Below are 21,927 nucleotides of genomic sequence, written 5' to 3' on the forward strand. Positions count from 1 at the left end.
ACCCACCGCCCCGCCAGCCAGCCGCCCGTGTCGCTCAGCAGCAGGATCCGCTCCGCCTCCGCGCAGATCCGCGACAGCCCGCGGTCCCCCCAGCCCCCGGCCGCGACGGCGAGCAGCCCGCACGCCAGCCGGGGGAACGTGATCCGTCCGGCCCCGCCCAGTGGCACCGCCAGTTGCTCGGCGACCACGGTCACCGCCTCGTACGCCGGTGACCAGGACGTGGGGGGTCGGCCCGGGGGAGGCCGGTCGAACCGGCTCTCCTCCCCGTCGATCAACGCGACGGGGCCGCGCCCCCGGTAGGCCGCGCACAGCTCCCGCAGCAGGGTGCTCCGGCCGAGCCCGCGAGCACCCGCCAGCACCACGAACGGGGGTTCGGGCGAGTGCTCGTACGCCCTGGATATGTCGAAGAGGGCGGGGGTCGGTGTCGTTGCCGTTGTCATAGCTGCTGTGGTTATCAACAGCTGTGGAGAGAGGGGCAGTTGTTTCGGAGTACGACGAACCCTGCCCGTTTGCTTACGACTCCGACCGAACGGCCTCGATGAAGGAGAGCCAGGCGGGACGGTTGATGACCAGTACGGGCCCGTCAGGGTTCTTGCTGTCGCGGACGGGGACGACGGCGGGGATATGGGGGGCTACTTCGATGCAGTCGCCGCCATTGTCGCCGCTGTGGCTGCTCTTGATCCAGGTCGCCGTGCTCAGCTCGTACCTGTCCATGCTGCTCGTACCCCTTCATCACGTCGCTGATCAGGGCGGCGGATTCACGAGCTGACGGGATGTCGGCCCTGAGCACATCATAGGTTCGGCTATAACGGGCGTAAGTAGTCGGTTCGTTGTTGAAGTGGCTGTGGTCCATCGATTCGGAGTACACCCACCGCTCGTCGGGCAGCTCGATCAGGGACATGGACTGCCTGGGACGGAAGATCCCGAACAGGTCCGCCGGAGCCACCTGGATGCGGATGTTGGGGCGCCGCCCGACGCTCAGCAGGTGCGCGCACTGGTCGCGCATGATGTCCGGGCACCCCACCGCTGTGCGGAGGCAACTCTCGTCCAGGACCACGACGTACAGCGGGCCGTCGTCGGACAGGAAGCGGGGCTGGCGGCTCATTCGGGCCAGGACGCGCTCCTCCACCTCTTCGCCCGGTACGGCCCGGGAGAAGAGCGCGCGGGCGTAGTCCTCCGTCTGCAACAGGCCCGGGACGACCCGTTCTTGGTACTGCCGTAGCCCGACCGCTACCGCCTCCATCTCGACCCGGCGCTCGAACCAATCCGGATGCTGGACGGCCGGATACCAGTCCACCTTGGCCCACATCCGGGCCAACACCCCACCCGTCCCCAACACCTCGTCGCACCGCTTCGCGAACTGGTCGCTCGGGACCCTCGTGCCCGCCTCGATCTTCGCCACCTGGGACCGGTCGCACGGGATCTCTCTCGCCAGGGCCTCCTGCGTCAGCAGTGCCACCTCGCGGTAGTGCCGCAGCACCTCGCCGAACAGCACCGAACTGCCCGCGCCGACAGCTCCGTCCGCGTTCCGCCTCGTCATGACGCCCCCTCGTGCCGAGTGTGGCAATGGCCCAGTGCCACACGTCCCGCGTTGATATCGACCGTGCCCGTCGGCGACGCTGGATACACCCAGAGTGACGAACAGGGCTGTGGAGTGCGCGTGGAACCAGAGGGGCAGCTTGTCTACGATCCGCAGACGCGGCGCGTGGGGGAGTACCGGGACAGGGTCGGACCGTACGCGATGCTGCGTCCGGTGGGTGGCGGTCGGGAGTGGGAGGCGGATCCGGCGACGTTGCGGCCGGCGACTCCGGCGGAGCGGCTCGGGGCGCAGGTCAGGGCGGCCAACCGCCGTACCAAGAGGAGGGTGTGACGTTGCGTCAACTTGAGCCCCTGGGCCCGCCCCCCGTTCCGGTGACGGGATGTACGGCGTGCGCGGAGCTGGCCGCACGGCGGGACGAGGCGCGGGCGCGGTACGACCGGAGCGCGGAGACGGACGCGAACGTGCTGCTCCGTCACCATCAGCGACGGGAGCACGGCGGAGGCACCCGCACCCGCCGCGTCTTCCGTTACGTGCCGTACGTCATCGCGCAGGACGTGACGGCGGAGCCGGAGTACGAGGCGCGGTGTGTGTCGGGCGACGAGACGGAGTGCGGCGCGGAGTCGGGCGTGCACGGTGATCCGGCGGCCGTGGAGGAGTGGCAGCGCAGACACACGCAGGAGACGCGGCACCTGCGCTACCGGCGGAGCTTCGGGGACTACTCGGTGCTGCAGCCGTTGGAGGAGGCTCCCTCCTGAGGGTGGCCGTGTCAGCTGTTGCCTTCACCTGCCGGTTCGACAGAATGATCGAATGGTGAATGAGGAGATCGACGAGGGCGGTGGGCGGGACGCGGGCGATGGGGCGTCGCCCTTGGGTGTCGGGCTTGCCGTGGGCATGCTGTTCGGTGTCGCCGTCGGAACCACGCTGGGAGCGGCGGTCTTCGACAACCTGGCGATGGGGTTGGCGCTGGGCATTGGCGTGGGCGGAGTCCTCGGCGTCACCTTCTGGAGGCGCGGGTCCAGCTAGGGCCTGTCGTTTGGCCCTAAGGCCTGTCCGGGCCCAGGGCGTCGCGGACGGCGGTCAGGATGGCCTCCGTGTCGGCGCCCAGGGCGCGGGCGGAGGACGTGAAGTCGCGGGCAAGGGTGGCGAGTTGGGCGGCGTGCGGGCGGGTGGGGCCGGTCCGGGGTGCGGCCACCCGGGTCCCGGCGCCCCGGCGGGTGCGGATCAGCTCGGTGGCCTCCAACTCGCGGTAGGCGCGGGCCACGGTGCCCGGCGACAGACCGAGGTCCGTGGCCAACTGGCGTACGGTCGGCAGCCGTTCGCCCTCGGCCAGCCGGCCGGTGACGATCAGCGCGGCGAGCTGCGCGCGGATCTGCTCGTACGGCGGGACCTGGCTGGTGGTGTCGACGCGGACGGCGGGGTCACTCATCGTCGGAGGCCCCGTCCTCGGCGGGCTCGTCCTCGACCGCGCGGGGCGCCACGACGGTGACCAGGGACCAGGCGACGGTGAACACGTTCAGCAGGGCCAGCGGGTAGAAGACCCAGAAGGTGATCGCGCCCAGCGTGCCGGCGCAGCCCGTCTCCGCCAGCGAGACGGAGATCATCAGGACGGCGTACAGCTGCTGGCTCGACACCAGCAGGCCCCAGGCCCCGGTGACCGCCCACGCGCGGTCGCGGCGCTGCTGTTCCTCGCCCGGGCCGTGCGCTATCCGGCGCAGGGCCCAGACGCAGGTGGGGGTCGCTATGGCGAGTGCGCCGAACATCGGGAGGCTGTAGAACAGGCCGGGCCACGGGCCGAGGGTCGCGCGCATCCCGTTGCAGGTGACGTCGACGGCCTTCCCCGTGATGAACATCCGGTCGGGGTCGCCGGACGCCGTGGCGGCCGTGATTGCCAGCAGGACGACCAGGGAGACGCCCTGGAGAGCGATCAGAGGGCCCATGCGCGGTGGTACGTGATCTCTGACCAGGCGCGGGGCGAGACTCGCAGTGCGTACGGCCTCCTGGGGGCGAAGGGTCAGGGCGTCGGCGAGGAGGACACCGGCCACCGCGCACAGGCCGAAGGCCGTGAGGCAGAACACCACGCGCTGCTCGAACTCGACGTGCCCGAACGTGGACAGCGCCTGCGCGACCACCAGGCCGATGGCCAGACCGGACCAGCGGGCGTAGTGGTCGGCGTGGTCGAGCAGCCGATGCTGGAGCGGGGCGGTGTCGTCGAGCATGGAGGATCCCCCCGGATCATCTTGTATCAAGCGGTGGGTACAAGATGCCGTGGCCGGGATCTTGTGTCAAACGCTCGATACAAGGTGACTCGGGGGAAGACGGGCTCCAGGGCGTATGGGTTCCATGGAGGCCGGTGGAGCCGCGTCGGTCGGTGGAGCCGGGTCGGTCGGTGGAGCCGGGTCGGTCGGTGGAGCCGGGTCGGTCGGTGGAGCCGGGTCAGTCGACGGTGATCGAGTCCAGTTGCGCCCGCAGGTACACGTGCGAGTCCACCGGCGGGTGTGCCACCCGTCCGATGGGCGCGGGTACGGACTCCACGATCGTGCCGGGCGTGCACTCGCCGAAGTAGACCAGCGACATCAGCTCCTCGGCGGGCTCGTCGGCCGGCGGCGGCAGCACGCGGTGGCGTCCGGAACGCCAGCGGTCGCCGGTCCAACGGGCCATCAGATCACCGATGTTGATGGTGAAGGCGTCGGGGTCGTACGGGGCGTCCTCCCAGCCGCCCTCGTCCGTGTACACCTGGAGCCCGCCCTTCCCGGCCTGCCGGTCGAGGATGGTCACCGTGCCGAAGTCGGTGTGCGGGCCGATCCGGAACTGGCCCGGCACGGGCTCGCCGATGACGTCCGTGCCCGGGTACCAGTTGATGTTGAAGCCGTAGGTGGGGTGGCTCATGTGGCGGGAGAAGAAGTCCGGTTCGAGGCCGAGGGCCTCCCCGAGGAGCGAGAGCAGCAGGTTCTCCAGCTCGCCCATCCGCGCCAGGTACTCCTCGCAGAGCGCCCGCAGCTCCGGCACCTCCGCCGGCCACACGTTCGGCGCGTACCACTCCGCGTTCACGACCGGGTCGTCGAACGGCTCGTGCGTCGCGAACGTCAGCGACTCCTTCAGGTCCGGCGGGGTCTCCGTACCCTCGGCGTACCCGTTCGCCTCGGCGCCGGGCCCCAGCCAGCCGCGCCCGCCGACCTTCACCTCGTACGCCTGCTTGGCCTCGACGGGCAGCACGAAGAAGGTCCGGGCGGCCTCCCGGATGCGCGTGCGGAGGCCCGGATCGACCCCGTGACCGGTGACCAGCAGGAAACCGGCGCTCTGGAGCGCCTCGTCGACGGTCCGGGCGATCGCGGCGCGCTCCTCCGGGCCGCCGTCGAGCCAGGGGCGCAGATCGATGGTGGGGACACGGGGCGGCCTACTCCCCGGCGTCACTGGTGTCACTGGTGTCACTGGCGTCACCGATGTCCTCGTTCCATAGAGCCGGGTGGTGCTCGACGAAGTCGCGCATCAGGGCCACACACTCCGGGTCGTCCAGCACCAGGACCTCCACACCGTGCTCGGCGAGCCAGTCGTGGCCGCCGTGGAACGTGGTGGCCTCCCCGACCACCACCCGCGAGATCCCGAACTGCCGCACCAGCCCGGAGCAGTACCAGCACGGCGAGAGGGTCGTCACCATCGTCGTCCCGCGATACGTCCGCTGCCGTCCCGCCGCGCGGAACGCCGCCGTCTCGGCGTGCGTGGACGGATCGCCGTCCTGGACGCGGCGGTTGTGCCCGCGCCCGAGCAGTCCGCCGTCCGCTCCGTAGAGCGCGGCCCCGATCGGGATGCCGCCCTCGGCGAGCCCCGCCCGCGCCTCCTCGACGGCGGTGGCGAGCCAATCGCGTGCCTGGTCCTGGTCCATGACCACACTCTGCCCGCGACGCGCGGCGGTCACGTGCGCGACGCGACGCAGGATCAGGGCGGGAGGAGGGTGCCCAGGGGGCCGAGGTCGAGGTTGAGGTCGTCCAGGGTGAGGTCGTAGCGGTCGCAGAGTTCCGTCATGCGCTCGTGCAGGACCATCAGCGTCATGCCGAGGCGCTCCTCCTGCTCCTCGCTCAGCCCGCCCCGGTCGACGCGGTGCAGGGCCTGGCGCTCCATCAGCTGGCGGAGCAGTTCGACGATGGTGAGGACGAGACGGACGAGGTCCCGCTCGACCGTGTCGGGGTCGGTGCGCAGCCGACGCGCCACGGCCTCGCCCCGGGTCGGGGGCGGCGGGGCGACCTCGTCCGGCCGGGCGGGCAGCAGGGAGAACGCGCGGGTCGCGGCCGCGGACACCTCACGGAGACGGTCGATGTGGGGGCCGCCGCCGTCAGGCAGGGGGGCCGGGGTCGCCATGGTCGTCGCCTCCTCCCAAAGGTGGTTGCTCCGACAGAGGGAGCGCCCACTGTTCGTCCATCTGTTCGCGGACGGCGACGATCACCGCGCGCAGTGAGACCCGCACCAGGTCGATGTCCGCGATGCTCAGGACGAGGTCCCCGGTGAGGACGACTCCGCCGCTCAGGAGCCGGTCGAGCAGGTCGATCAGCGCGACCTGCCGTCCGCTGATCGGGCGGTCGCCGTCGTCGTCGTACGCGGGGGCGTCGTCGTACGCGTCGTGGGCGTCGTACGCGTCGTGGTCGCTGTACGCGCTCATCGTCGGCCGGGACCTTCCTCAGCCACGGTCGTCGTCCCCGTTCTCGTCCCCGCTCTCGTCCTCGTCCTCGGCGTCGACGTTCACCGGCTTGCGCCGTTTGCGCCGGGGCTCCGCCGGGCGGGCCGCGTCCTTGCGGCGGGCTTCCCTGCGCGGGCGCTCGGGCGATTCACTCGCGGCCAGCTCCGGCGGGGGCTCCTCGACGCGTCGGCGCAGCTCCTTCACCTCGGCGCGCAGGCGCTCGTTCTCGTCGGCGAGGGAGCGGCGACCGTCGGAGCGGGACGCACGGGAGGAGAGGGCGGGGTCGTGCTCCCACCAGTCGATGCCGATCTCCTTGGCCTTGTCGACCGAGGCCACCAGCAGGCGCAGTTTGATGGTGAGCAGCTCGATGTCGAGCAGGTTGATCTTGATGTCGCCGACGATGACGATGCCTTTGTCGAGCACCCGTTCGAGGATGTCGGCGAGGTTCGCGCTGGAGCCCTGGCCGCCGCCGTACGGGTAGGCGCCGCGCGACGGCGAGGGAACGGGGGAGGCGGATCCGGACTGGGTCACGGGTCACCTGGCCTCTCGTCGGGGTTCTTCGTCCTCGTCCTCTTCGGGTTCCTCTTCGTCCTCGTACTCGGCTTCGACGTCCTCGTCCTCGTCCTCCTCGGGTTCCTCTTCGTCCTCGTACTCGGCTTCGGGCTCCTCGTCCTCGTCCTCCCCTGCGTCGTCCTCGGGCTGGTCCTCGCGCTCCGCCTTGGGCTCGCCGTCGTCCTCGTCCTCGTCCTCGTCCTCGTCGTACCGGCCCTCGGTGTCCTCTTGCTCGTCCTCTTCCTCGTCCTCCGGCTCCTGGACCTCCCCTTCGCGGATCTCGCCGCGCCAGCCTCCGGTGGCCTCGCCGCGCATCATGACGAAGGTGCGGTAGAGCTTGAGGTCGAGGCGGGCGCGACGGCCCTGGGCCCGGAACAGCCCGCCGACCTTCTCGAAGAGCCCCTTCGGGAAGTACTCCAGGACGAGCAGCACTTTGGTGAGGTTCTCGCCGAGCGGGTGGAAGGTGACGACGCCCCGGGTGGTCGCCTTGTCGCCCTCGGACGTCCAGGCGATGCGCTCGTCGGGCACCTGTTCGGTGATGTTCCCGCGCCAGTGCCGGTTGGACTTGGCGACCTTGACGTGCCACTGGGTGGTGGTGTCGTCCTTCTGCTCGACGCCGACCACACCCTTGGCGAACCGTTCGAACTCCTGGAACTGGGTCCACTGGTCGTACGCCTCGCGCACCGGAACACCCACGTCGATGTCCTCGATGATGGTGTGCCCCTTGCCGCTGCCGCCCGAGGGGTCCTTGCCGCGCCCCTTGCCGACGGCGTCCTTCGCCTTCTCCGTGACCTTCTCGGCGACATCCCCGGCCTTCTCGCCGACGGCGTCCTTCGCCTTGCCCGTGGCGCCCTTCGCCTTGTCGACCAGCGCGTCCTTGGCGTGGGAGGCGGTCGCCGTCAGCGCCCCGGTGCTCTTGTCGCCCAGCTTGCGGGCGCCCTCGCCGAGCCCGTGGCCCACGTTCTGGAGCATCAGGGACAGCCGGGCCTCGATGTAGTCCTCCAGCTCTTCCTTCAGCCGGCTCGTGCCCGTGTTCCCGCCGGAGTCCTCACCCTTCCTGCTGAGGGTGCCGGTGCCGCCGGCCGAGCCGCCCTTCGCCGATCCGCGCTCAGCCATCGTCCTGCCTCCTCGACCGTGTGCCGCTGCCGCTCTTGGCACGGCTCGCGGCGGCGGTCTTCTTCTTCGGACGCGCGGTGCTCCTCGACTGCGGCGCCCGACTGCGGCCCGAGCCCGACCCGGAACCGCCAGTCTTCTCGGTCTCGGTCTCGGTTTCGGTCTCGGCCCTGGCCTCGTCCTCGGTCCCGCCGTCGGTCTCGTCCTCGGTCCCGCCCTCGGCGTCGTCGTCGTGCGTGCCGTTGCCCTCGGCCCGCTCCCGCAGGCCCGCGGTGCGTTCGTGCAGGGCGCCGGCCAGGTTGTCGGCCTTCGACGACAGCACGGAGGTGGCGGCGGCCTTGCCCGCGCCCGCCAGCTCGGCGCGCATCTGGCGGGTCAGGTCGCTCAGGAACGGGGCGTCGAGCGCCTTGCCCAGCTGTCCGGGTCTGACCTGGGACCCGGCCAGCAGCGCACCGAGGCCGAGGGCGAGCTTGGCCTTCTTCGTCCGCCCCAGCAGATAACCGCCGAGGACGGCCGCGCCCATCGTGGCGTTGTTCATGACTCCGTCTCCCTCTGCTGCTGGAGCCGGTAGGCGCTGATCTCCTGCAGCCGCCCCAGCAACTCCTCCTCGCGCCGGGCGAACTCCTCCTCGTCGATCCGCCCCTCGGTCCGCGCCCGCTCCAGGTTCACCAGCTCCTCCTGGACGGGCCCCGGGTCGTAGTACTCGTCCTCAGCGGCCTGCCGCACCTTGTCGACCACCCACCCGACGCCCCGCACCGGGGCGACCGGCAACGTCAGGATGGTCCCGAGCAGTCCCACCACATCGCCTCCTAGGTCCGACCCGGACGACGGTCATACGAAGCTGTACGACGGTCATACGAAGCTGTACGGCGGCAGAGGTCCGCGCAGCCGCAGTTCCACCCCCTCTCCCAGGGCCTCGGCCAGCTCCCCGCCCGCTTCGGCGAACTCGTCCGACCGTTCGCCGTCGACCAGGAAGGAGACGTTCACGAAGTACTGCTGGGAGGCCGGGGCGAGCCGCTCGTCCAGGGCGTACGGCCGCAGCGCGGCGAGGGCCTCCTCGCCGAGCGCCTCCTGCCGGCCCTGCACCTCCTGGGCCACGAGTTCGCCGAGCGCGAGGCGGTCCTCGTACGTGCCTCCGCCCTCACGGATCGCGTCGTTCAGCTCGCGCGCCCGCGCGGACTCCGTCAGAACGGCGCGCAGGAGGGTGTCCTCGTCCACGACGCCCTTGACGTTGAACTCCGCGCGCCCCGTGAGTTCGTCCAGGCGCCGGGAGAAGGCCTCGGACCGTTCCTGGAGCAGGGCCTCCACGGCGGTCTCGTCCTGGGCGACGAAACCGAAGCTCAGCGGCAGGATGGTGCCGTCGGCCCACAGTTGTTGCTGCACCTCCTGGTGCGCCTCCACGTCCCGGCGGCTGACCGACAGATCCTCGGGGGCCTCGCTGACTACGGCGCTCAGTTCGCCGTTGCTGACGGCGTGCAGTGCGGCGGGGTCCTCGCCGACGCCCTTGACGTCGTCCAGGCCCAGCGGGTGCTCGGTTTTGGTGATCGCGTAGACGTAGACCGACATCGGTTCGCTCACTCCTCCCGGTCCCTGGAGGAACGGCGGCTCGGACCGCTCCGCCCGGAGCTCGCGCGCTGCTTCTCGCGCCTGGGCGCGTGCTCCACCTCCTCCTCGTCGTCATCGCCGCGCCTCTTCTGGAGCGAGTCGGTGACGGCCTCGACCGCCCCCGTGAGCGCCCCCTTGCTCTTGCCGCGGGCGCCCGACTCGGTGGTGTCCCCGACGATGTCCGTCAGCTGGGAGGGGGCCTTGCGCCCCGATTCCAGGTCGAGCCGGTTGCACGCTTCCGCGAAGCGCAGATAGGTGTCGACGCTGGCCACGACGACCCGGGCGTCGATCTTCAGGATCTCGATGCCCACCAGGGAGACGCGGACGAACGCGTCGATGACAAGACCCCGGTCGAGGACGAGTTCCAGCACGTCGTAGAGGTTCCCCGAGCCGCCGCCACCGCCACGGGGGGCGAGGGCGCCGCCCTCGCTCTGCGGCACCACAGTCACGATTTCTTCCCTCCGAGTACGGGGAAGCCGTCCGGCAGGGCCGCGAGCCATGGCCCGGACGGCGGCCGCCGGGTTCTTCGGCGGCGGCCGTGGCCTCAGTGGCTCAGCGGGAGCCCCGGTCGATCTGCGCGCGCGTGTACCGGCGTCCGCGCTCGTACGCCAGCAGCTTGCCCGCGGGGTCCAGAGACACCCGGTAGGCGGCCATCACACTGGTCGTCTGCGGGATGCGCTCCAGCTCCAGCACCTCGACCTGGGCCTCCCAGCCCTCGTCGGTCGGCTTCAGCGCGGAAACGGACTCGGGAGCGCGCCCGAGCAACTGGGAGAGCTGCTCGATCGCGCTCCGCATGGCCTCGGGCGCGGAGACCCGCTCCTCGGCGGGCGCCTGCCGCGACGAGGAACGGTGCTTCTCCGACTCCCGGCCGTTCGTAATCATCACCTTCTTACCCTTTGTCCCATCATCGACCTTGGGCGAGGCATATGCCACCCCGGGCGCGAGGCCCGTCGGCACCGGGACGACCTGCCCCACCCGCACGGCTGACGTGATCGCGGAGGGCGTCGGTGTCCGTGTCCTCACGGGGGCGTCGGGTCGGCGGCGGGCCGTGCCAGGTACGTGTGCAGGTGGCCCGCACCCTCCAGCATGGCTGCCGTGCGGGCGGTCAGGGCCGTGTGGCGGGTGGTGATCGCGGTGCGGAGGGCCTCCGTGCCGCCCTCCGCGCGGAGGTCCTCCAGGACCGGTCGGATGTCGTCGAGGAGGTAGTGGCTGCGGCGGAGGGCGAGGATGAAGCGGGCGTCGCGCACCTCGTCCGGGGCGTAGTGGCGGTAGCCGGTGCCGCGTTCGCGCCGGGGCGAGAGCAGACCGGCCGCCTCCCAGACCCGTAGCGTCGATGTCCGTACGCCGAGCAGCGCCGCGACCTCGCCGATCAGCAGGTCGGTCGCGGGAACGTCCTCCTCGGGAGGCTCCCCGGCCAGCGCCCGGAGCGCCTCCCCGGTCGCGCGCAACGACACCCGCTCCGCGTGCAGCGCCGCGTGCGCCTCGTCCACCAGCGCCAGCGCCCCCGGTACGTCCCCTTCGTGCACGGTCCGCATGATCCGCGTCGCCACGACCGCCCCGTACCCCCTCGACAGTGCCCGGTACGTCAGCAGCGCCCGCCGGTGCGCGTCGCCGAAGATCCGGTACCCCGAGTCCGTACGCGGCACGGGCGGCAGCACCCCGGCCTCCTCGTAGTTGCGGATCTGCTGCGTGGAGACACCGGAGAGCCGGGCGAGGTCGACGGGGCGGAGGCGGACGGTGGGGCTGGAAGGCGGTCCGGGTTCAGGCATCGGGTGGAAGGTTAGGGCGCTTCCGAAACGGAGGGGGGGCGGATTCCTGTGTGACCGGGGACACAGGGACGGCCGGGCGTGGGCGGCGGCGAGCCGGTCGGCGTCCTCCATCCGGCCGACCGGAACACGGCGGAGGACGTCGTCTCCCTGACCTTCCTGGAAGCCTGGCGGCTGCGCGACAAGCTGCTGTCGGACGCGGAGTTGGATGACGGCGGTGGACACGGTGCCGGTGGTCGCGGTGGCAGTGGTCACGGTGGCAGTGGTCACGGTGGCAGTGGTCACGGTGGCGAGGGTGGCGTTGGTGACGCCAGTCTGCGGGCCTGGCTGTTCGGGATCGCCACGAACGTGCTCCGCAACACGCGCCGCGCCGCCCGCCGGCACAGCGCGGCCCTCGCCCGGCTGCCGGAACGCCACGCCGAGCGCGAGACCGTACCCGACTTCGCCGACGCCCGAGGGCTGTCCGGACGCGCGACGGTTGTCCGGGCGCCAGACGGCTGTCCGGATTGCCCTGCTGCTCTCAGGTGACCGTCGGCCCCGCCGTCACGCCTCCTCGCCGTCCTTCTTCTCCCGCTTCTCCCGCTTCTCGCCCTGTCCGCCCTTCTCGCCCTGCTCCTGTTCCTGCTGCTTCAGCTCCTCCTCGCGGCGGCGCAGATCGGCCTCCCAGCTCTTCAGGAGCGACTCGTCCTTCTTGTTGTCCTCGGCGAGCGACTTCAGGAACTCGGGGTTGTCGTCGGGCGCGACGTACTCCGTGCGGTGGTTGCGGTGCCACTCCGAGGGTGTGCGACCACCGGCGGGCGCGTTGCGGAGCTTGCCCGCGGCGAGCCAGGCGATCGGGCCCACGATCCAGAAGAGCAGGATGATGAAGACCCACGCGATCTTCGGCAGGTGCTTCGCCTCGTCCTCGGGGGTGTTGAGGCAGTCGATGAACGCGTAGATGGTCAGCGCCAACGGCACGAGGTACATCAACAGCCTGAGCATGCAGCAGCCCCCTGGAAGCGGTGGCGGGGCCGTGCACCGGACCCCGGACGTGACGGCGGGGCCGTGCACCGGGCCCCGTGACGGGGCCAGGGTAGCCCCTCGGGGATACTGGACCCCATGGCTTACGACGATCTTCGCTCCCTGCTCCGCGCACTGGAGCGCGAGGGCGATCTCAAGCGCATCAAGGCCGAAGTCGACCCCTATCTGGAGGTCGGGGAGATCGTCGACCGGGTCAACAAGGCCGGCGGCCCCGCCCTGCTCTTCGAGAACGTGAAGGGCTCCGCGATGCCCCTCGCGATGAACGTCTTCGGCACCGACCGCCGCCTGCTGAAGGCGCTCGGTCTGAAGTCGTACGGCGAGATCAGCGAGAAGATCGGCGGCCTGCTCAAGCCCGAACTGCCCCAGGGGTTCGTGGGCGTGCGCGAGGCGTTCGGCAAGCTCGGCGCGATGGCCCACGTCCCGCCGAAGAAGGTGAAGGCGGACAGCGCGCCCGTGCAGGAGGTGGTCCTCCAGGGCGACGAGGTGGACCTGGACCGGCTGCCCGCGCTGTTCACCTGGCCCAAGGACGGCGGCTCCTTCTTCAACCTCGGGCTCACCCACACCAAGCACCCCGAGACCGGCATCCGCAACCTCGGCCTGTACCGCCTCCAGCGCCACGACAAGCGCACCATCGGTATGCACTGGCAGATCCACAAGGACAGCCGCAACCACTACCAGGTGGCGGCGAAGAGGGGCGAGCGGCTGCCGGTCGCGATCGCCTTCGGCTGCCCGCCCGCCGTGACGTACGCCTCCACCGCCCCGCTCCCCGGTGACATCGACGAGTACCTGTTCGCCGGGTTCGTCGCGGGCAAGCGGATCGAGATGGTCGACTGCAAGACGGTGCCGCTGCAGGTGCCGGCGAACGCCGAGGTCGTCATCGAGGGCTGGCTGGAGCCCGGCGAGATGCTGCCCGAGGGCCCGTTCGGCGACCACACGGGCTTCTACACCCCGCAGGAGCCGTTCCCCGCGCTGAAGATCGACTGCGTGACGATGCGCAGGAGGCCGTTGCTCCAGTCGATCGTGGTCGGCCGGCCGCCGACCGAGGACGGGCCGCTGGGGCGGGCGACGGAACGCTTCTTCCTCCCCCTCCTCAAGATCATCGTCCCGGACATCGTGGACTACCACCTCCCCGAGGCGGGCGGCTTCCACAACTGCGCGATCATCTCGATCGACAAGAAGTACCCCAAGCACGCGCAGAAGGTCATGCACGCGATCTGGGGCGCCCACATGATGTCCCTGACCAAGCTGATCGTGGTCGTCGACGCCGACTGCGACGTCCACGACCTCCACGAGGTCGCCTGGCGCGCCCTCGGCAACACGGACTACTCCCGCGACCTCTCGATCGTCGAGGGCCCGGTGGACCACCTCGACCACGCCTCCTATCAGCAGTTCTGGGGCGGCAAGGCGGGTATCGACGCCACGAAGAAGTGGATCGAGGAGGGCTACACGCGGGACGGCGGCTGGCCCGACATGGTCGAGTCCGACCCGGCCACGGCCGCGCTCGTCGACCGCCGCTGGAAGGAGTACGGCCTGTGACCAGCGCGTCGGCGGCGATCCCGCAGCAACCGGGCCGTACCAAGGCGTTCCTCCGCCTCGTGATGATCGAACACTCGATCTTCGCGCTGCCCTTCGCGTACATCGCCGCGCTCACGGCCATGTTCCAGCTGGACGGCAACGTCCACTGGGTCCGGCTGCTGCTGGTCACCGTCTGCATGGTCGGCCTGCGCACCTTCGCCATGGCGGTCAACCGGATCATCGACCGCGAGATCGACGCGCGGAACCCGCGCACGGCGCACCGCGAGCTGGTGACCGGAGCGATGTCGGTCAGGCACGCGTGGACCGGCGCCCTGATCGCGGTCGTGATCTTCCTCGGCTCGGCGGCGCTGCTGAACCCGCTCTGCCTCGCCCTGGCCCCCGTCGCCGTGATCCCGATGGTGGTCTACCCGTACGGCAAACGCTTCACGAACTACCCCCAGGCGATCCTGGGCCTGGCCCAGGCCATGGGCCCGGTCGGCGGCTGGCTCGCGATCACCGGGGAGTGGTCCTGGGAGGCGGTCGTCCTCGGCCTGGCCGTCGGCATCTGGATCGGCGGCTTCGACCTCATCTACGCCTGCCAGGACGTCGACTCCGACCGCGAGTCCGGGGTCCTGTCGGTCCCGGCGCGTTTCGGCATCCCGGCGGCGATCTGGGCGGCACGGGTCTGCCACGTGCTGACGACGGCCCTGTTCGTCTGGTACGCGGTCCTCACCGACGCGGGCGCGTTCCTGTGGCTGGGCCTCGCGATCGTCGCGGGCGCGTTCGTCTACGAGCACACGATCGTCCGCCCGCACGACCTGTCCCGCCTGAACCGCGCGTTCTTCTCCGTCAACGGCTTCATCGGCATTGCCCTGTTCGTGTGCGCGCTGCTGGATCTTCTGGTTCGGGGTCTGACCCTCTGAATTACCGTCGGCCTACCATCGAGGGCAGGACCCCAGGGAGGCCAGCGTGACCGTCTCGGGCATTGACCGCCTGCACTCGCAGCTCAGCCGGTTCGAGGACATGTTCCCTGGCTATCTCACGGAGATCGTCGAGGGCAGCATCATGCTGAACCCGGTCAGGCCCTTCCACGGGGAGACGATCATGAGGGCCGCGACGAACCTGGAGGAGCAGCTTTCGCCGGACTGGGCGCTCGTGAGCGACGTGGCGTTCCCCTTCGACGATGCCAACGAGTTCTGCCCGGACATCGCGGTCATCCCGGCGGAGGCGGAGGCGGAGAACCGCAGCTCGTATCCCGCCGATCTGATCGAGTTCGTGGCCGAAGTGGTGTCGCCGGAGAGCATCCGCCGTGACTACGAGATCAAGCCTCGCTGGTACGCCTCCCGGGGCATCACCCACTACGTGATCCTGGATCCGCTCAAGGGCCACGCCGTCATGATGTGGAACCCGGGCCCCGACGGCTACCAGGGCCGCGACACCATCCCTTACGGCCCTGACCTGACCCTCGACGCCCCGCTCGGCAAGCTCACCATCGCCACCGGCCGTCTCCCCGTGGACCCGAAGGCGCGCCCTACGACGTGAGCGCCGTGCGGGACGGGCGCCGGCGGAACACGAACGCCGCCACCACCCCCGTCACCAGCCCGATCAGATGTCCCTGCCAGCTGATGCCGGTCTCGGTGGGGGCGATGCCGCCCAGGATCGCGCCGCCCCAGACGGCCGCGACCAGGACACCCACCGCGACCCCCAGCAGCCGGCGCTCGACGAAGCCGGTGACGACGAGGAACCCGAAGAGCCCGAAGACGACGCCCGAGGCGCCGGCGGTGTTGGTGTTGTCCGGGGATATCAGCCAGACCCCCAGCCCGTCCGCGACGATGATCAGCGCGCAGACGGCGGCGAAGCGGCGCAGTCCGCCCAGCGCCGCGAGGAAGCCCAGCACCAGCAGCGGCACGCTGTTCGCCGCGACATGGCCGAAGCCGAAGTGGATGAACGAGGCGGGCACGACGTCGACCAGCTCGGGCACCGAGCGCGGCACGATCCCGAAGTCGTCCAACGCGTGGCCCGTCGCCACGTCGACGACCTCCAGGATCCACAGCAGCGCGACCCAGCCCACCATCAGCTTGGCCGCCGCCTTCGCACGGCCGCCGCGCGACCACTCCCGCTCGGGGCTCAGAGATCCGCGTACTCCACCTGCCATGTCGAACCCCCGTCCCGACCTCACGCCGACCTCACGCCGACCTCACGCGTCCTTCATGGAAACGGCCGGGCCCCCTTGGCCGGTTCCCACCACGCGCCGCCGGATAGGCTCGGTGTCGTGAACCCAGTCAAGCCAGGGAAGACGCCGCGTACGCCTTGGATCGTAGGGGTGTCCGGCGCATCCGGCACCCCATACGCCGCCGCTGTGCTGCGCGCGCTCCTCGCCGCGGGCGAGAGCGTCGACCTCGTGGTGTCCCGGGCCTCGCGGCTGACCCTGCTCGACGAGACGGGAATCTCCTACCGGGACGCACACTGGCGCGACGACCTGCGGGAATGGCTGTCCCGTGGGGCGGACGGCAAGCCCGGCACGTTCACCGTGGACCTCGACGGCGAGGGCGGCGACCGGGTACGGCACTGGACCCCCGGCGACCTGGCCGCCGGACCGTCCTCCGGCTCGTACCCCGTCAAGGGGATGCTCATCGTCCCCGCGTCGACGGCGTGCGTCGCGGGCGTGGCCCTCGGGCTCTCCAAGGACCTGCTGCAACGGGCGGCGAGCGTCACCCTGAAGGAGGGCCGACGGCTCGTGGTCGCCGTACGCGAGACCCCGTTGAACGGGCAGACCCTGCGGCACCTGGTGACCCTGGACGAGGCGGGGGCGACGGTACTGCCCGCGTCCCCGGCGTTCTACGCGGGGGCCACGCACATCCAGGACCTGGTGGACTTCGTCGCCGGACGGGCGCTGGACGCGGCGGGCGTCCCGCACAGCCTGTACCGGCGCTGGGAGGGCGACGTCGGCCGGGCACGCGAGTCCCACCGGTGACGTCACCCGCACCACTCTCGTCTCGTCGAACATGACTGAGCATCACCGAACACCCATCACCCACAACGCAATTCTTAGGCGGAAGGCAACCGATCGCATGGACGCGGTGGACAGGCAGCTCATCCAGGCCCTGAGGGAGAACGGCCGGGCCTCCTACGCGGAGCTGGGACGCCTCGTCGGACTGTCGGGACCCAGTGTCACCGACCGCATCAACCGGCTGGAGGCGGCCGGTGTCATCACCGGTTATCGCGCCACCGTGAACGCGGCCTCCCTCGGCCTCGGGGTGACCGCGCTCATCGGCATCTCGCTCTCCGACGCCGCCGACCACGAGGACGTGGCGGACCGGATGCGGGACCTGGCCGAGATCGAGGACTGCTGGTTCATCGCGGGCGACGACTCGTTCATGCTCAAGGTGCGCGCCCCCGATGTCGACGGCCTGGAGAAGACCATCCGCCGGCTCTCCGGCACCAAGGGCGTCTCCCGCACCCGTACGACGATCGTGCTCTCCACGAAGTGGGAGAACCGGGTGGGTGAGCTGCCGGAGGAGGAGCAGTAGGGGAGTGGACGTAGGGTTGACGAGGTTTTCAAGGCAGTCAGTCGGTGCCGACCGTGATTCATTTGATTCATTCGTTCATCCAGGTCGGTCGGTCGGTGAAAGGTGTGGGCATGGACGTCGGGCTCAAGCGCGAGCTGGAGGAGAAGGTCCGCTCCGGTGAGCGGCTGACCCGCGAGGACGGCATCGCGCTGTACGAGTCGGACGACCTGGCCTGGCTGGGCGGTCTGGCGCACGAGGTGCGGACGCGGAAGAACGGCGACGTCGTCCACTTCAACGTCAACCGCCACCTCAACATGACCAACGTGTGCACCGCCTCCTGCGCGTACTGCTCCTTCCAGCGCAAGCCGGGAGAGAAGGACGCGTACACGATGCGCATCGAGGAGGCGGTGAAGCTCGCCAAGGCGATGGAGGGCGAGAACCTCACCGAGCTGCACATCGTCAACGGCCTGCACCCGAACCTCCCGTGGCGCTACTACCCGCGCTCCCTGAAGGAGCTGAAGGCCGCCCTCCCGAACGTCTCGCTGAAGGCCTTCACAGCCACGGAGATCCACCACTTCGAGACGATCAGCGGCCTGACGGCGTCGGAGATCCTGGACGAACTGATCGACGCGGGCCTGGAGTCGTTGACGGGCGGCGGCGCGGAGATCTTCGACTGGGAGGTCCGGCAGCACATCGTGGACCACCGCACGCACTGGGAGGACTGGTCGCGGATCCACCGCCTGGCGCACGAGAAGGGCCTCAAGACCCCGTGCACCATGCTCTACGGCCACATCGAGGAGCCCCGCCACCGGGTCGACCACGTCCTGCGCCTGCGTGAACTGCAGGACGAGACGAACGGCTTCCAGGTCTTCATCCCCCTGCGCTACCAGCACGACTTCGTGGACGTGCAGGACGGCAAGGTGCGCAACCGCCTCCAGGCCCGCACCCAGATGGCCACGGGGGCCGAGGCCCTGAAGACCTTCGCGGTCTCCCGCCTCCTCTTCGACAACGTCCCCCACGTCAAGGTCTTCTGGGTCATGCACGGCGTGCAGACCGCGCAACTGGCGCTCCAGCACGGCGCGGACGACATGGACGGCTCGGTCGTCGAGTACAAGATCACCCACGACGCGGACAACTACGGCACGCCGAACAAGCTGACCCGCGAGGACCTGCTGGACCTCATCCGCGACGCCGGCTTCCGCCCCGTGGAACGCAACACGAGGTACGAGATCATCCGAGAGTACGAGGGCCCGGACCCGGCGCGGAGGGAGTCCCCGCAGCCGATGAGGCTCTGAGGGGCGCGTTGTCGGGTGCGGGTGCGTGGGGCTTCTCGCGCAGTTCCCCGCGCCCCTGAAAGGCCTGCGGCCCTTTCGGCCCGAAAAAAAGCACGGGGCGCAGCCCCTGCTTTTCAGGGGCGCGGGGAACTGCGCGAGAAGCCCCACGCACCCGCACCCGACAACACACCCCAGCCGCCCCAAAACCCACCCCGGTCAGAAAGCGCAGCGCCATGCACCCCCAGCCCCAAGCCGACCGCACCCTCAGCCCGTACACCGGCTACACCCGCGCCCACTGGGAGGCCGCGGCCGACTCACTGCTGGCCGCGGTGGAGCCGTACGCGACGGCCGACGGAGCGCTGTACGACCTGCCCGGCGACCGCACCAGCTGGTCCGGCCGGCTCTCCGACGGCCTGGAGGGCTACGCCCGCACCCTCCTCCTCGCCGCGTTCCGCAGGGACGAGACCGCGCTGGCCCGCTACGCCGACGGCCTGGCCGCCGGCGTGTCCGGCGTCTGGCCGCGCATCGAGGACCGCGGCCAGCCCCTCGTCGAGGCCGCGTCGATCGCCTTCGCGCTGCGCGTGACGCGGAAGGAACTCTGGGACCGCCTCGACGACGGTGTCCGCCAGCGCGCAGCGGCCTGGCTCGGCGACGCGCTCACCGCCGAACCCTGGCCCTGCAACTGGGAGCTGTTCCCGGTGACCGTCGGCGGCTTCCTCGAGGAGATCGGGTACGAACCGGAGCTGTCCCGCCGGGTCGTCGAGCAGCGCCTCGACCGGATCGAGCAGTGGTACCTCGGCGACGGCTGGTACACCGACGGAGACGGCCGCAAGTTCGACTACTACAACGGCTGGGCCATGCACCTCTACCCGGTGCTGCACGCCTGGCTCGCGAACGACGACCGCCTCCTCGCCCGCTACGGCGACCGCCTCGCGACCCACCTCGGCGACTACGCCCGCCTGTTCGGCGGCGACGGCGCCCCCCTCCACCAGGGCCGCTCCCTCACCTACCGCTTCGCGACGACCGTCCCGCTGTGGCTCGGCGCCCTCACCGGCCGTACGCCGCTGTCGCCCGGCGAGACACGGCGGCTGGCCTCGGGGGCGCTGAAGTACTTCCTCGACCGGGGCGCGGTGGACGACCGGGGCCTGCTGTCCCTGGGCTGGCACGGCCCGAACCCCGCTGTCCTGCAGGGCTATTCCGGGCCGGCCTCCCCGTACTGGGCCAGCAAGGGCTTCCTCGGCCTGCTCCTGCCGCCGGACCACCCGGTGTGGACGGCGACGGAGGAACCGGGCCCGGTGGAACGCGAGGACGAGCTGCGTCCCGTCGGCCCGCCCAACTGGCTGCTGCAGTCCACACGCTCGGACGGCCTGGTCCGCCTCCACAACCACGGCAGCGAGGACGTCCGCTACGACCCCTTCTACACCCGCCTCGCGTACTCGACCGTGACGGAGCCCGTCCCCCTGGCGGAGCCGGCTCGGACGTACGACAACAGCGTGATCGTCGACGGCGACGCCGGCCGCGTCGGCATCGAGCCGCTGGGCGTGGGGGAGGGGTGGGCCGCGTCCCGGCACGCGGTCGGTGACGGCGGTGTGCGGGTCACCAGCCTCGTCGTGGCCCGGGGCGCGGTCGAGGTCCGGGCTCATCTGGTGAGCGGCGCGGCGCCCGCCACCCCGGTGCGGGTCACGGGATGGGCGGCGGCGGAGGGCGTACGGGCCGAACTCGCGCCCGCGCACGGCCTCTCGGAGACCGACGCCCCCGGATGCGACGGCACGACGGCCGAGGACGGCACCCTCTTCGTCGCCCTCGCCCGTCTCACCGCCGACCCCGACCCCCTGCCGCTCACGGACCTGGTGTCCGTGGTGGTGGAGGGGGCGCACGACGTGGTCGTGACGTGGGCCGACGGCGAGCGGGCGGCGTTCCGGTTCGACCGTGCGGCTACGGCTTCAGACGGGCGATCTTCAGCGTCTTCGTGGTCGGTGACGCCCCGGTGAGGGCGGTCGTGTAGGACGGGGTGACGGGCGCGTACGCCCAGGTCAGCGTCCCGTCCTTCAGGACCGCGATGTCGCCGGAGATACGCGCCTTCACGACCTTGTCCGCGCCCTGGAGCTTGCCGTTCCAGTCGACGAGACGGAAGTGGGTGCCGGTGAAGGTGCCGGTGCAGGTGCCGCTCGCGCACTTGGCGTTCTTCAGGGTCTCGTAGGAGACGAGGAGCCGGTTCTTGCCGTACGGGGCGACGCGCACGTTGACGTGCTCGGTGCCCTTGGCGGAGGTCAGGTAGACCGGCTTGCCCGAGGGGGTGTTGCGGTTCTTGAGGAACGCGAGGGCGACCTGGTGCGTGCTGGTCCTCGGCTTGACCGTCCAGCCCCGTCCGCTCGCGTCGTCCGGGTTCTTCTTGGCGGAGGCCGCGCCGCGCGAGGCGAACGCGGTGGCGTAGCGACCGGTGGAGGACTTCACGATCTCGCCGGTGCGGCCCGCGAAGGTGCCGCCGCAGTAACCCGCCCAGCACTGCTCGCGCTGGACGACGGGCGCGTTGTCCGGGGCGGCTATGCCGGTGGAGACGAACAGGCCTGAGCGCCAGTCGTCGAAGCAGAGGGAGGTGAAGTTCCCGCTGGTCTCGGCGCGCAGGGCTATGCCCTCGTTGTGGGAGCAGCCCCAGCCCCAGCCGCCGCCGAGCTTCTTGCCGGTGGAGCCGACGTAGGAGAGCTTGTCGCCGAAGTGGCCGTCGGCGAAGCCGCCCGCGCCGTGCACGACGAAGTAGGCACCGTACTTCTTGCCGTTCCAGGCGAGCTGCCCGTCGAGCAGCGGGGCCGTGTCGTTGCTGGACTTGCCGGTGAGCTTCGTCCGCCAGGCCTGCTTGCCGTTCTTGTAGCGGACGAGCGCGGCGGCGGTCTCCTTCCACTTGTTGGTGTCGGCGACCCGGGTCAGCAGCGCGAACCCGTCGTTGTGCGCGACGAGCCCCCCGACCTCCTTCGTCCCCTTGACGACCGTGTCGGCGCCGGAGCGCTTGCCCGCCGCCGTCAGCGGCGTGACGTGGATGCCGTCCGAGGCGGGCCAGGCGACCCGCAGGGTGCCGTTCGGTGCGACGGCCGTCGCCGTCCGCGTCCACTCCCGGCTGTTGTTGTAGCCCGCCGAGAGATAGGGGAACTTCGCCGACAGGCTCACGGTCGTGTTCGTGACGGTGAGATCACCGGCTGCCGAGGGGGCCGAGGGCGCGGCCCCGGCGGTCGCGTACCAGGCCCCTGCCAGCACGGACGCGGCCACCAGCGACCCGATGACGGGCTTGCGCGCGAGGCGGCGGCGACGGTGTCTGGGCGGGGCGGAGGGGGAGGGTGTTGCAGGTGTCATGCCTTGAGGTCGCCGCCGA

General features: G+C 70.8%; 28 protein-coding genes and 2 pseudogenes. 10 read left to right on the top strand and 20 right to left on the bottom strand.

What is annotated here, in order from left to right; genetic code table 11:
- From P1P70_RS05240 to P1P70_RS05250, 3 genes and pseudogenes are all read right to left on the bottom strand, one after another.
- Positions 1-440: pseudogene (locus P1P70_RS05240) on the bottom strand (hypothetical protein); the annotation flags it as partial.
- Positions 441-513: 73 nt separating this feature from the next.
- Positions 514-642 (bottom strand): DUF397 domain-containing protein, encoded by a 129-nt coding sequence (locus P1P70_RS05245; protein WP_319235021.1) that lies wholly within the window; start codon positions 640-642, stop codon positions 514-516.
- Positions 584-1,540 carry a helix-turn-helix transcriptional regulator gene (locus tag P1P70_RS05250; RefSeq protein ID WP_319234968.1) on the bottom strand — a complete coding sequence of 319 codons (957 nt, stop codon included), beginning with the start codon at positions 1,538-1,540 and terminating at the stop codon, positions 584-586. The genes P1P70_RS05245 and P1P70_RS05250 overlap by 59 nt, the downstream gene beginning before the upstream one ends.
- Positions 1,541-1,866: 326 nt before the next feature.
- Between P1P70_RS05250 and P1P70_RS05255 the strand changes: the two genes are divergently transcribed.
- The gene (locus P1P70_RS05255; protein WP_319234969.1) at positions 1,867-2,295 is read left to right on the top strand and encodes a hypothetical protein; all 429 of its coding nucleotides are present in this window, start codon (positions 1,867-1,869) and stop codon (positions 2,293-2,295) included.
- A gap of 52 nt (positions 2,296-2,347) precedes the next feature.
- Positions 2,348-2,563 (top strand): hypothetical protein, encoded by a 216-nt coding sequence (locus P1P70_RS05260; protein ID WP_319234970.1) that lies wholly within the window; start codon positions 2,348-2,350, stop codon positions 2,561-2,563.
- Between the two features lie 16 nt (positions 2,564-2,579).
- On the opposite strand, the gene P1P70_RS05265 is transcribed toward P1P70_RS05260, so the two are convergent.
- From P1P70_RS05265 to P1P70_RS05330, 14 genes are all read right to left on the bottom strand, one after another.
- Entirely contained in the window at positions 2,580-2,966 is a 387-nt protein-coding gene (locus P1P70_RS05265) for a GntR family transcriptional regulator (RefSeq protein WP_319234971.1), read from the bottom strand.
- Positions 2,959-3,756: a hypothetical protein gene (locus P1P70_RS05270; RefSeq protein WP_319234972.1), complete on the bottom strand. Its 798-nt coding sequence runs from the start codon at positions 3,754-3,756 to the stop codon at positions 2,959-2,961. Before P1P70_RS05270 ends, P1P70_RS05265 begins: the two co-directional genes overlap by 8 nt.
- 217 nt (positions 3,757-3,973) lie before the next feature.
- The gene (locus P1P70_RS05275; RefSeq protein ID WP_319235022.1) at positions 3,974-4,951 is read right to left on the bottom strand and encodes an isopenicillin N synthase family dioxygenase; all 978 of its coding nucleotides are present in this window, start codon (positions 4,949-4,951) and stop codon (positions 3,974-3,976) included.
- Positions 4,935-5,420, bottom strand: a complete 486-nt coding sequence (locus P1P70_RS05280; protein WP_319234973.1) for a nucleoside deaminase — start codon at positions 5,418-5,420, stop codon at positions 4,935-4,937. The genes P1P70_RS05275 and P1P70_RS05280 overlap by 17 nt, the downstream gene beginning before the upstream one ends.
- Positions 5,421-5,473: 53 nt before the next feature.
- A complete protein-coding gene (locus P1P70_RS05285; protein ID WP_319234974.1) occupies positions 5,474-5,893 on the bottom strand; it encodes a gas vesicle protein K in 420 nt (139 codons plus the stop codon).
- The gene (locus tag P1P70_RS05290; RefSeq protein ID WP_319234975.1) at positions 5,868-6,191 is read right to left on the bottom strand and encodes a gas vesicle protein; all 324 of its coding nucleotides are present in this window, start codon (positions 6,189-6,191) and stop codon (positions 5,868-5,870) included. The genes P1P70_RS05285 and P1P70_RS05290 overlap by 26 nt, the downstream gene beginning before the upstream one ends.
- A gap of 18 nt (positions 6,192-6,209) precedes the next feature.
- Positions 6,210-6,740 (bottom strand): gas vesicle protein, encoded by a 531-nt coding sequence (locus P1P70_RS05295; protein WP_319234976.1) that lies wholly within the window; start codon positions 6,738-6,740, stop codon positions 6,210-6,212.
- A 3-nt stretch (positions 6,741-6,743) separates the two neighbouring features.
- A complete protein-coding gene (locus tag P1P70_RS05300; protein WP_319234978.1) occupies positions 6,744-7,877 on the bottom strand; it encodes an SRPBCC family protein in 1,134 nt (377 codons plus the stop codon).
- Positions 7,870-8,412, bottom strand: a complete 543-nt coding sequence (locus P1P70_RS05305) for an ABC transporter substrate-binding protein (protein ID WP_319234980.1) — start codon at positions 8,410-8,412, stop codon at positions 7,870-7,872. The genes P1P70_RS05300 and P1P70_RS05305 overlap by 8 nt, the downstream gene beginning before the upstream one ends.
- Positions 8,409-8,672: a gas vesicle protein GvpG gene (locus P1P70_RS05310; RefSeq protein WP_319234982.1), complete on the bottom strand. Its 264-nt coding sequence runs from the start codon at positions 8,670-8,672 to the stop codon at positions 8,409-8,411. Before P1P70_RS05310 ends, P1P70_RS05305 begins: the two co-directional genes overlap by 4 nt.
- Positions 8,673-8,726: 54 nt before the next feature.
- The gene (locus P1P70_RS05315) at positions 8,727-9,452 is read right to left on the bottom strand and encodes a GvpL/GvpF family gas vesicle protein (RefSeq protein WP_319234983.1); all 726 of its coding nucleotides are present in this window, start codon (positions 9,450-9,452) and stop codon (positions 8,727-8,729) included.
- Positions 9,449-9,922, bottom strand: coding sequence for a gas vesicle structural protein GvpA (locus P1P70_RS05320; protein WP_319235023.1), 474 nt, complete (start codon positions 9,920-9,922; stop codon positions 9,449-9,451). Before P1P70_RS05320 ends, P1P70_RS05315 begins: the two co-directional genes overlap by 4 nt.
- Before the next feature lie 109 nt (positions 9,923-10,031).
- Positions 10,032-10,358 carry a gas vesicle protein gene (locus tag P1P70_RS05325; RefSeq protein ID WP_319235025.1) on the bottom strand — a complete coding sequence of 109 codons (327 nt, stop codon included), beginning with the start codon at positions 10,356-10,358 and terminating at the stop codon, positions 10,032-10,034.
- A 140-nt stretch (positions 10,359-10,498) separates the two neighbouring features.
- The gene (locus P1P70_RS05330; RefSeq protein ID WP_319234984.1) at positions 10,499-11,248 is read right to left on the bottom strand and encodes a MerR family transcriptional regulator; all 750 of its coding nucleotides are present in this window, start codon (positions 11,246-11,248) and stop codon (positions 10,499-10,501) included.
- 78 nt (positions 11,249-11,326) lie between these two features.
- Here P1P70_RS05330 and P1P70_RS45660 point away from each other — a divergent pair.
- Positions 11,327-11,695, top strand: a pseudogene (locus P1P70_RS45660) (hypothetical protein); the annotation flags it as partial.
- Between the two features lie 93 nt (positions 11,696-11,788).
- Here P1P70_RS45660 and P1P70_RS05340 read toward each other — a convergent pair.
- Positions 11,789-12,226, bottom strand: a complete 438-nt coding sequence (locus P1P70_RS05340; RefSeq protein WP_319234985.1) for a PLD nuclease N-terminal domain-containing protein — start codon at positions 12,224-12,226, stop codon at positions 11,789-11,791.
- A gap of 117 nt (positions 12,227-12,343) precedes the next feature.
- Here P1P70_RS05340 and P1P70_RS05345 point away from each other — a divergent pair, with 117 nt between their 5' ends.
- Genes P1P70_RS05345 through P1P70_RS05355 form a run of 3 tightly spaced genes read left to right on the top strand, consistent with a single transcriptional unit; the run spans position 12,344 to position 15,322 of the window.
- Positions 12,344-13,801 (top strand): menaquinone biosynthesis decarboxylase, encoded by a 1,458-nt coding sequence (locus P1P70_RS05345; protein ID WP_319234986.1) that lies wholly within the window; start codon positions 12,344-12,346, stop codon positions 13,799-13,801.
- Entirely contained in the window at positions 13,798-14,703 is a 906-nt protein-coding gene (mqnP, locus tag P1P70_RS05350) for a menaquinone biosynthesis prenyltransferase MqnP (protein ID WP_319234988.1), read from the top strand. The genes P1P70_RS05345 and mqnP overlap by 4 nt, the downstream gene beginning before the upstream one ends.
- Before the next feature lie 46 nt (positions 14,704-14,749).
- Positions 14,750-15,322, top strand: coding sequence for a Uma2 family endonuclease (locus P1P70_RS05355; RefSeq protein ID WP_319234990.1), 573 nt, complete (start codon positions 14,750-14,752; stop codon positions 15,320-15,322).
- On the opposite strand, the gene P1P70_RS05360 is transcribed toward P1P70_RS05355, so the two are convergent.
- On the bottom strand, positions 15,312-15,935 hold the full coding sequence (locus P1P70_RS05360) for a rhomboid family intramembrane serine protease (protein ID WP_319234992.1): 624 nt from the start codon (positions 15,933-15,935) through the stop codon (positions 15,312-15,314). The two genes, P1P70_RS05355 and P1P70_RS05360, sit on opposite strands and share 11 nt — an antisense overlap.
- Before the next feature lie 117 nt (positions 15,936-16,052).
- On the opposite strand from P1P70_RS05360, the gene P1P70_RS05365 reads away from it, so the two are divergent.
- The 4 genes from P1P70_RS05365 (at position 16,053) to P1P70_RS05380 (ending at position 20,554) form a co-directional block, all read left to right on the top strand.
- A complete protein-coding gene (locus P1P70_RS05365) occupies positions 16,053-16,754 on the top strand; it encodes a UbiX family flavin prenyltransferase (protein WP_319234993.1) in 702 nt (233 codons plus the stop codon).
- A 97-nt stretch (positions 16,755-16,851) separates the two neighbouring features.
- The gene (locus P1P70_RS05370) at positions 16,852-17,310 is read left to right on the top strand and encodes an Lrp/AsnC family transcriptional regulator (protein WP_319234994.1); all 459 of its coding nucleotides are present in this window, start codon (positions 16,852-16,854) and stop codon (positions 17,308-17,310) included.
- 110 nt (positions 17,311-17,420) lie between these two features.
- Entirely contained in the window at positions 17,421-18,584 is a 1,164-nt protein-coding gene (gene mqnE / locus P1P70_RS05375; RefSeq protein ID WP_319234996.1) for an aminofutalosine synthase MqnE, read from the top strand.
- Between the two features lie 212 nt (positions 18,585-18,796).
- On the top strand, positions 18,797-20,554 hold the full coding sequence (locus tag P1P70_RS05380) for a DUF2264 domain-containing protein (RefSeq protein WP_319234997.1): 1,758 nt from the start codon (positions 18,797-18,799) through the stop codon (positions 20,552-20,554).
- Here P1P70_RS05380 and P1P70_RS05385 read toward each other — a convergent pair.
- On the bottom strand, positions 20,499-21,908 hold the full coding sequence (locus P1P70_RS05385; protein WP_319234999.1) for a hypothetical protein: 1,410 nt from the start codon (positions 21,906-21,908) through the stop codon (positions 20,499-20,501). The genes P1P70_RS05380 and P1P70_RS05385 overlap by 56 nt on opposite strands.
- Positions 21,909-21,927: the final 19 nt, after the last annotated feature.

Source organism: Streptomyces sp. MB09-02B (assembly GCF_033794485.1).
GTDB lineage: Bacteria > Actinomycetota > Actinomycetes > Streptomycetales > Streptomycetaceae > Streptomyces.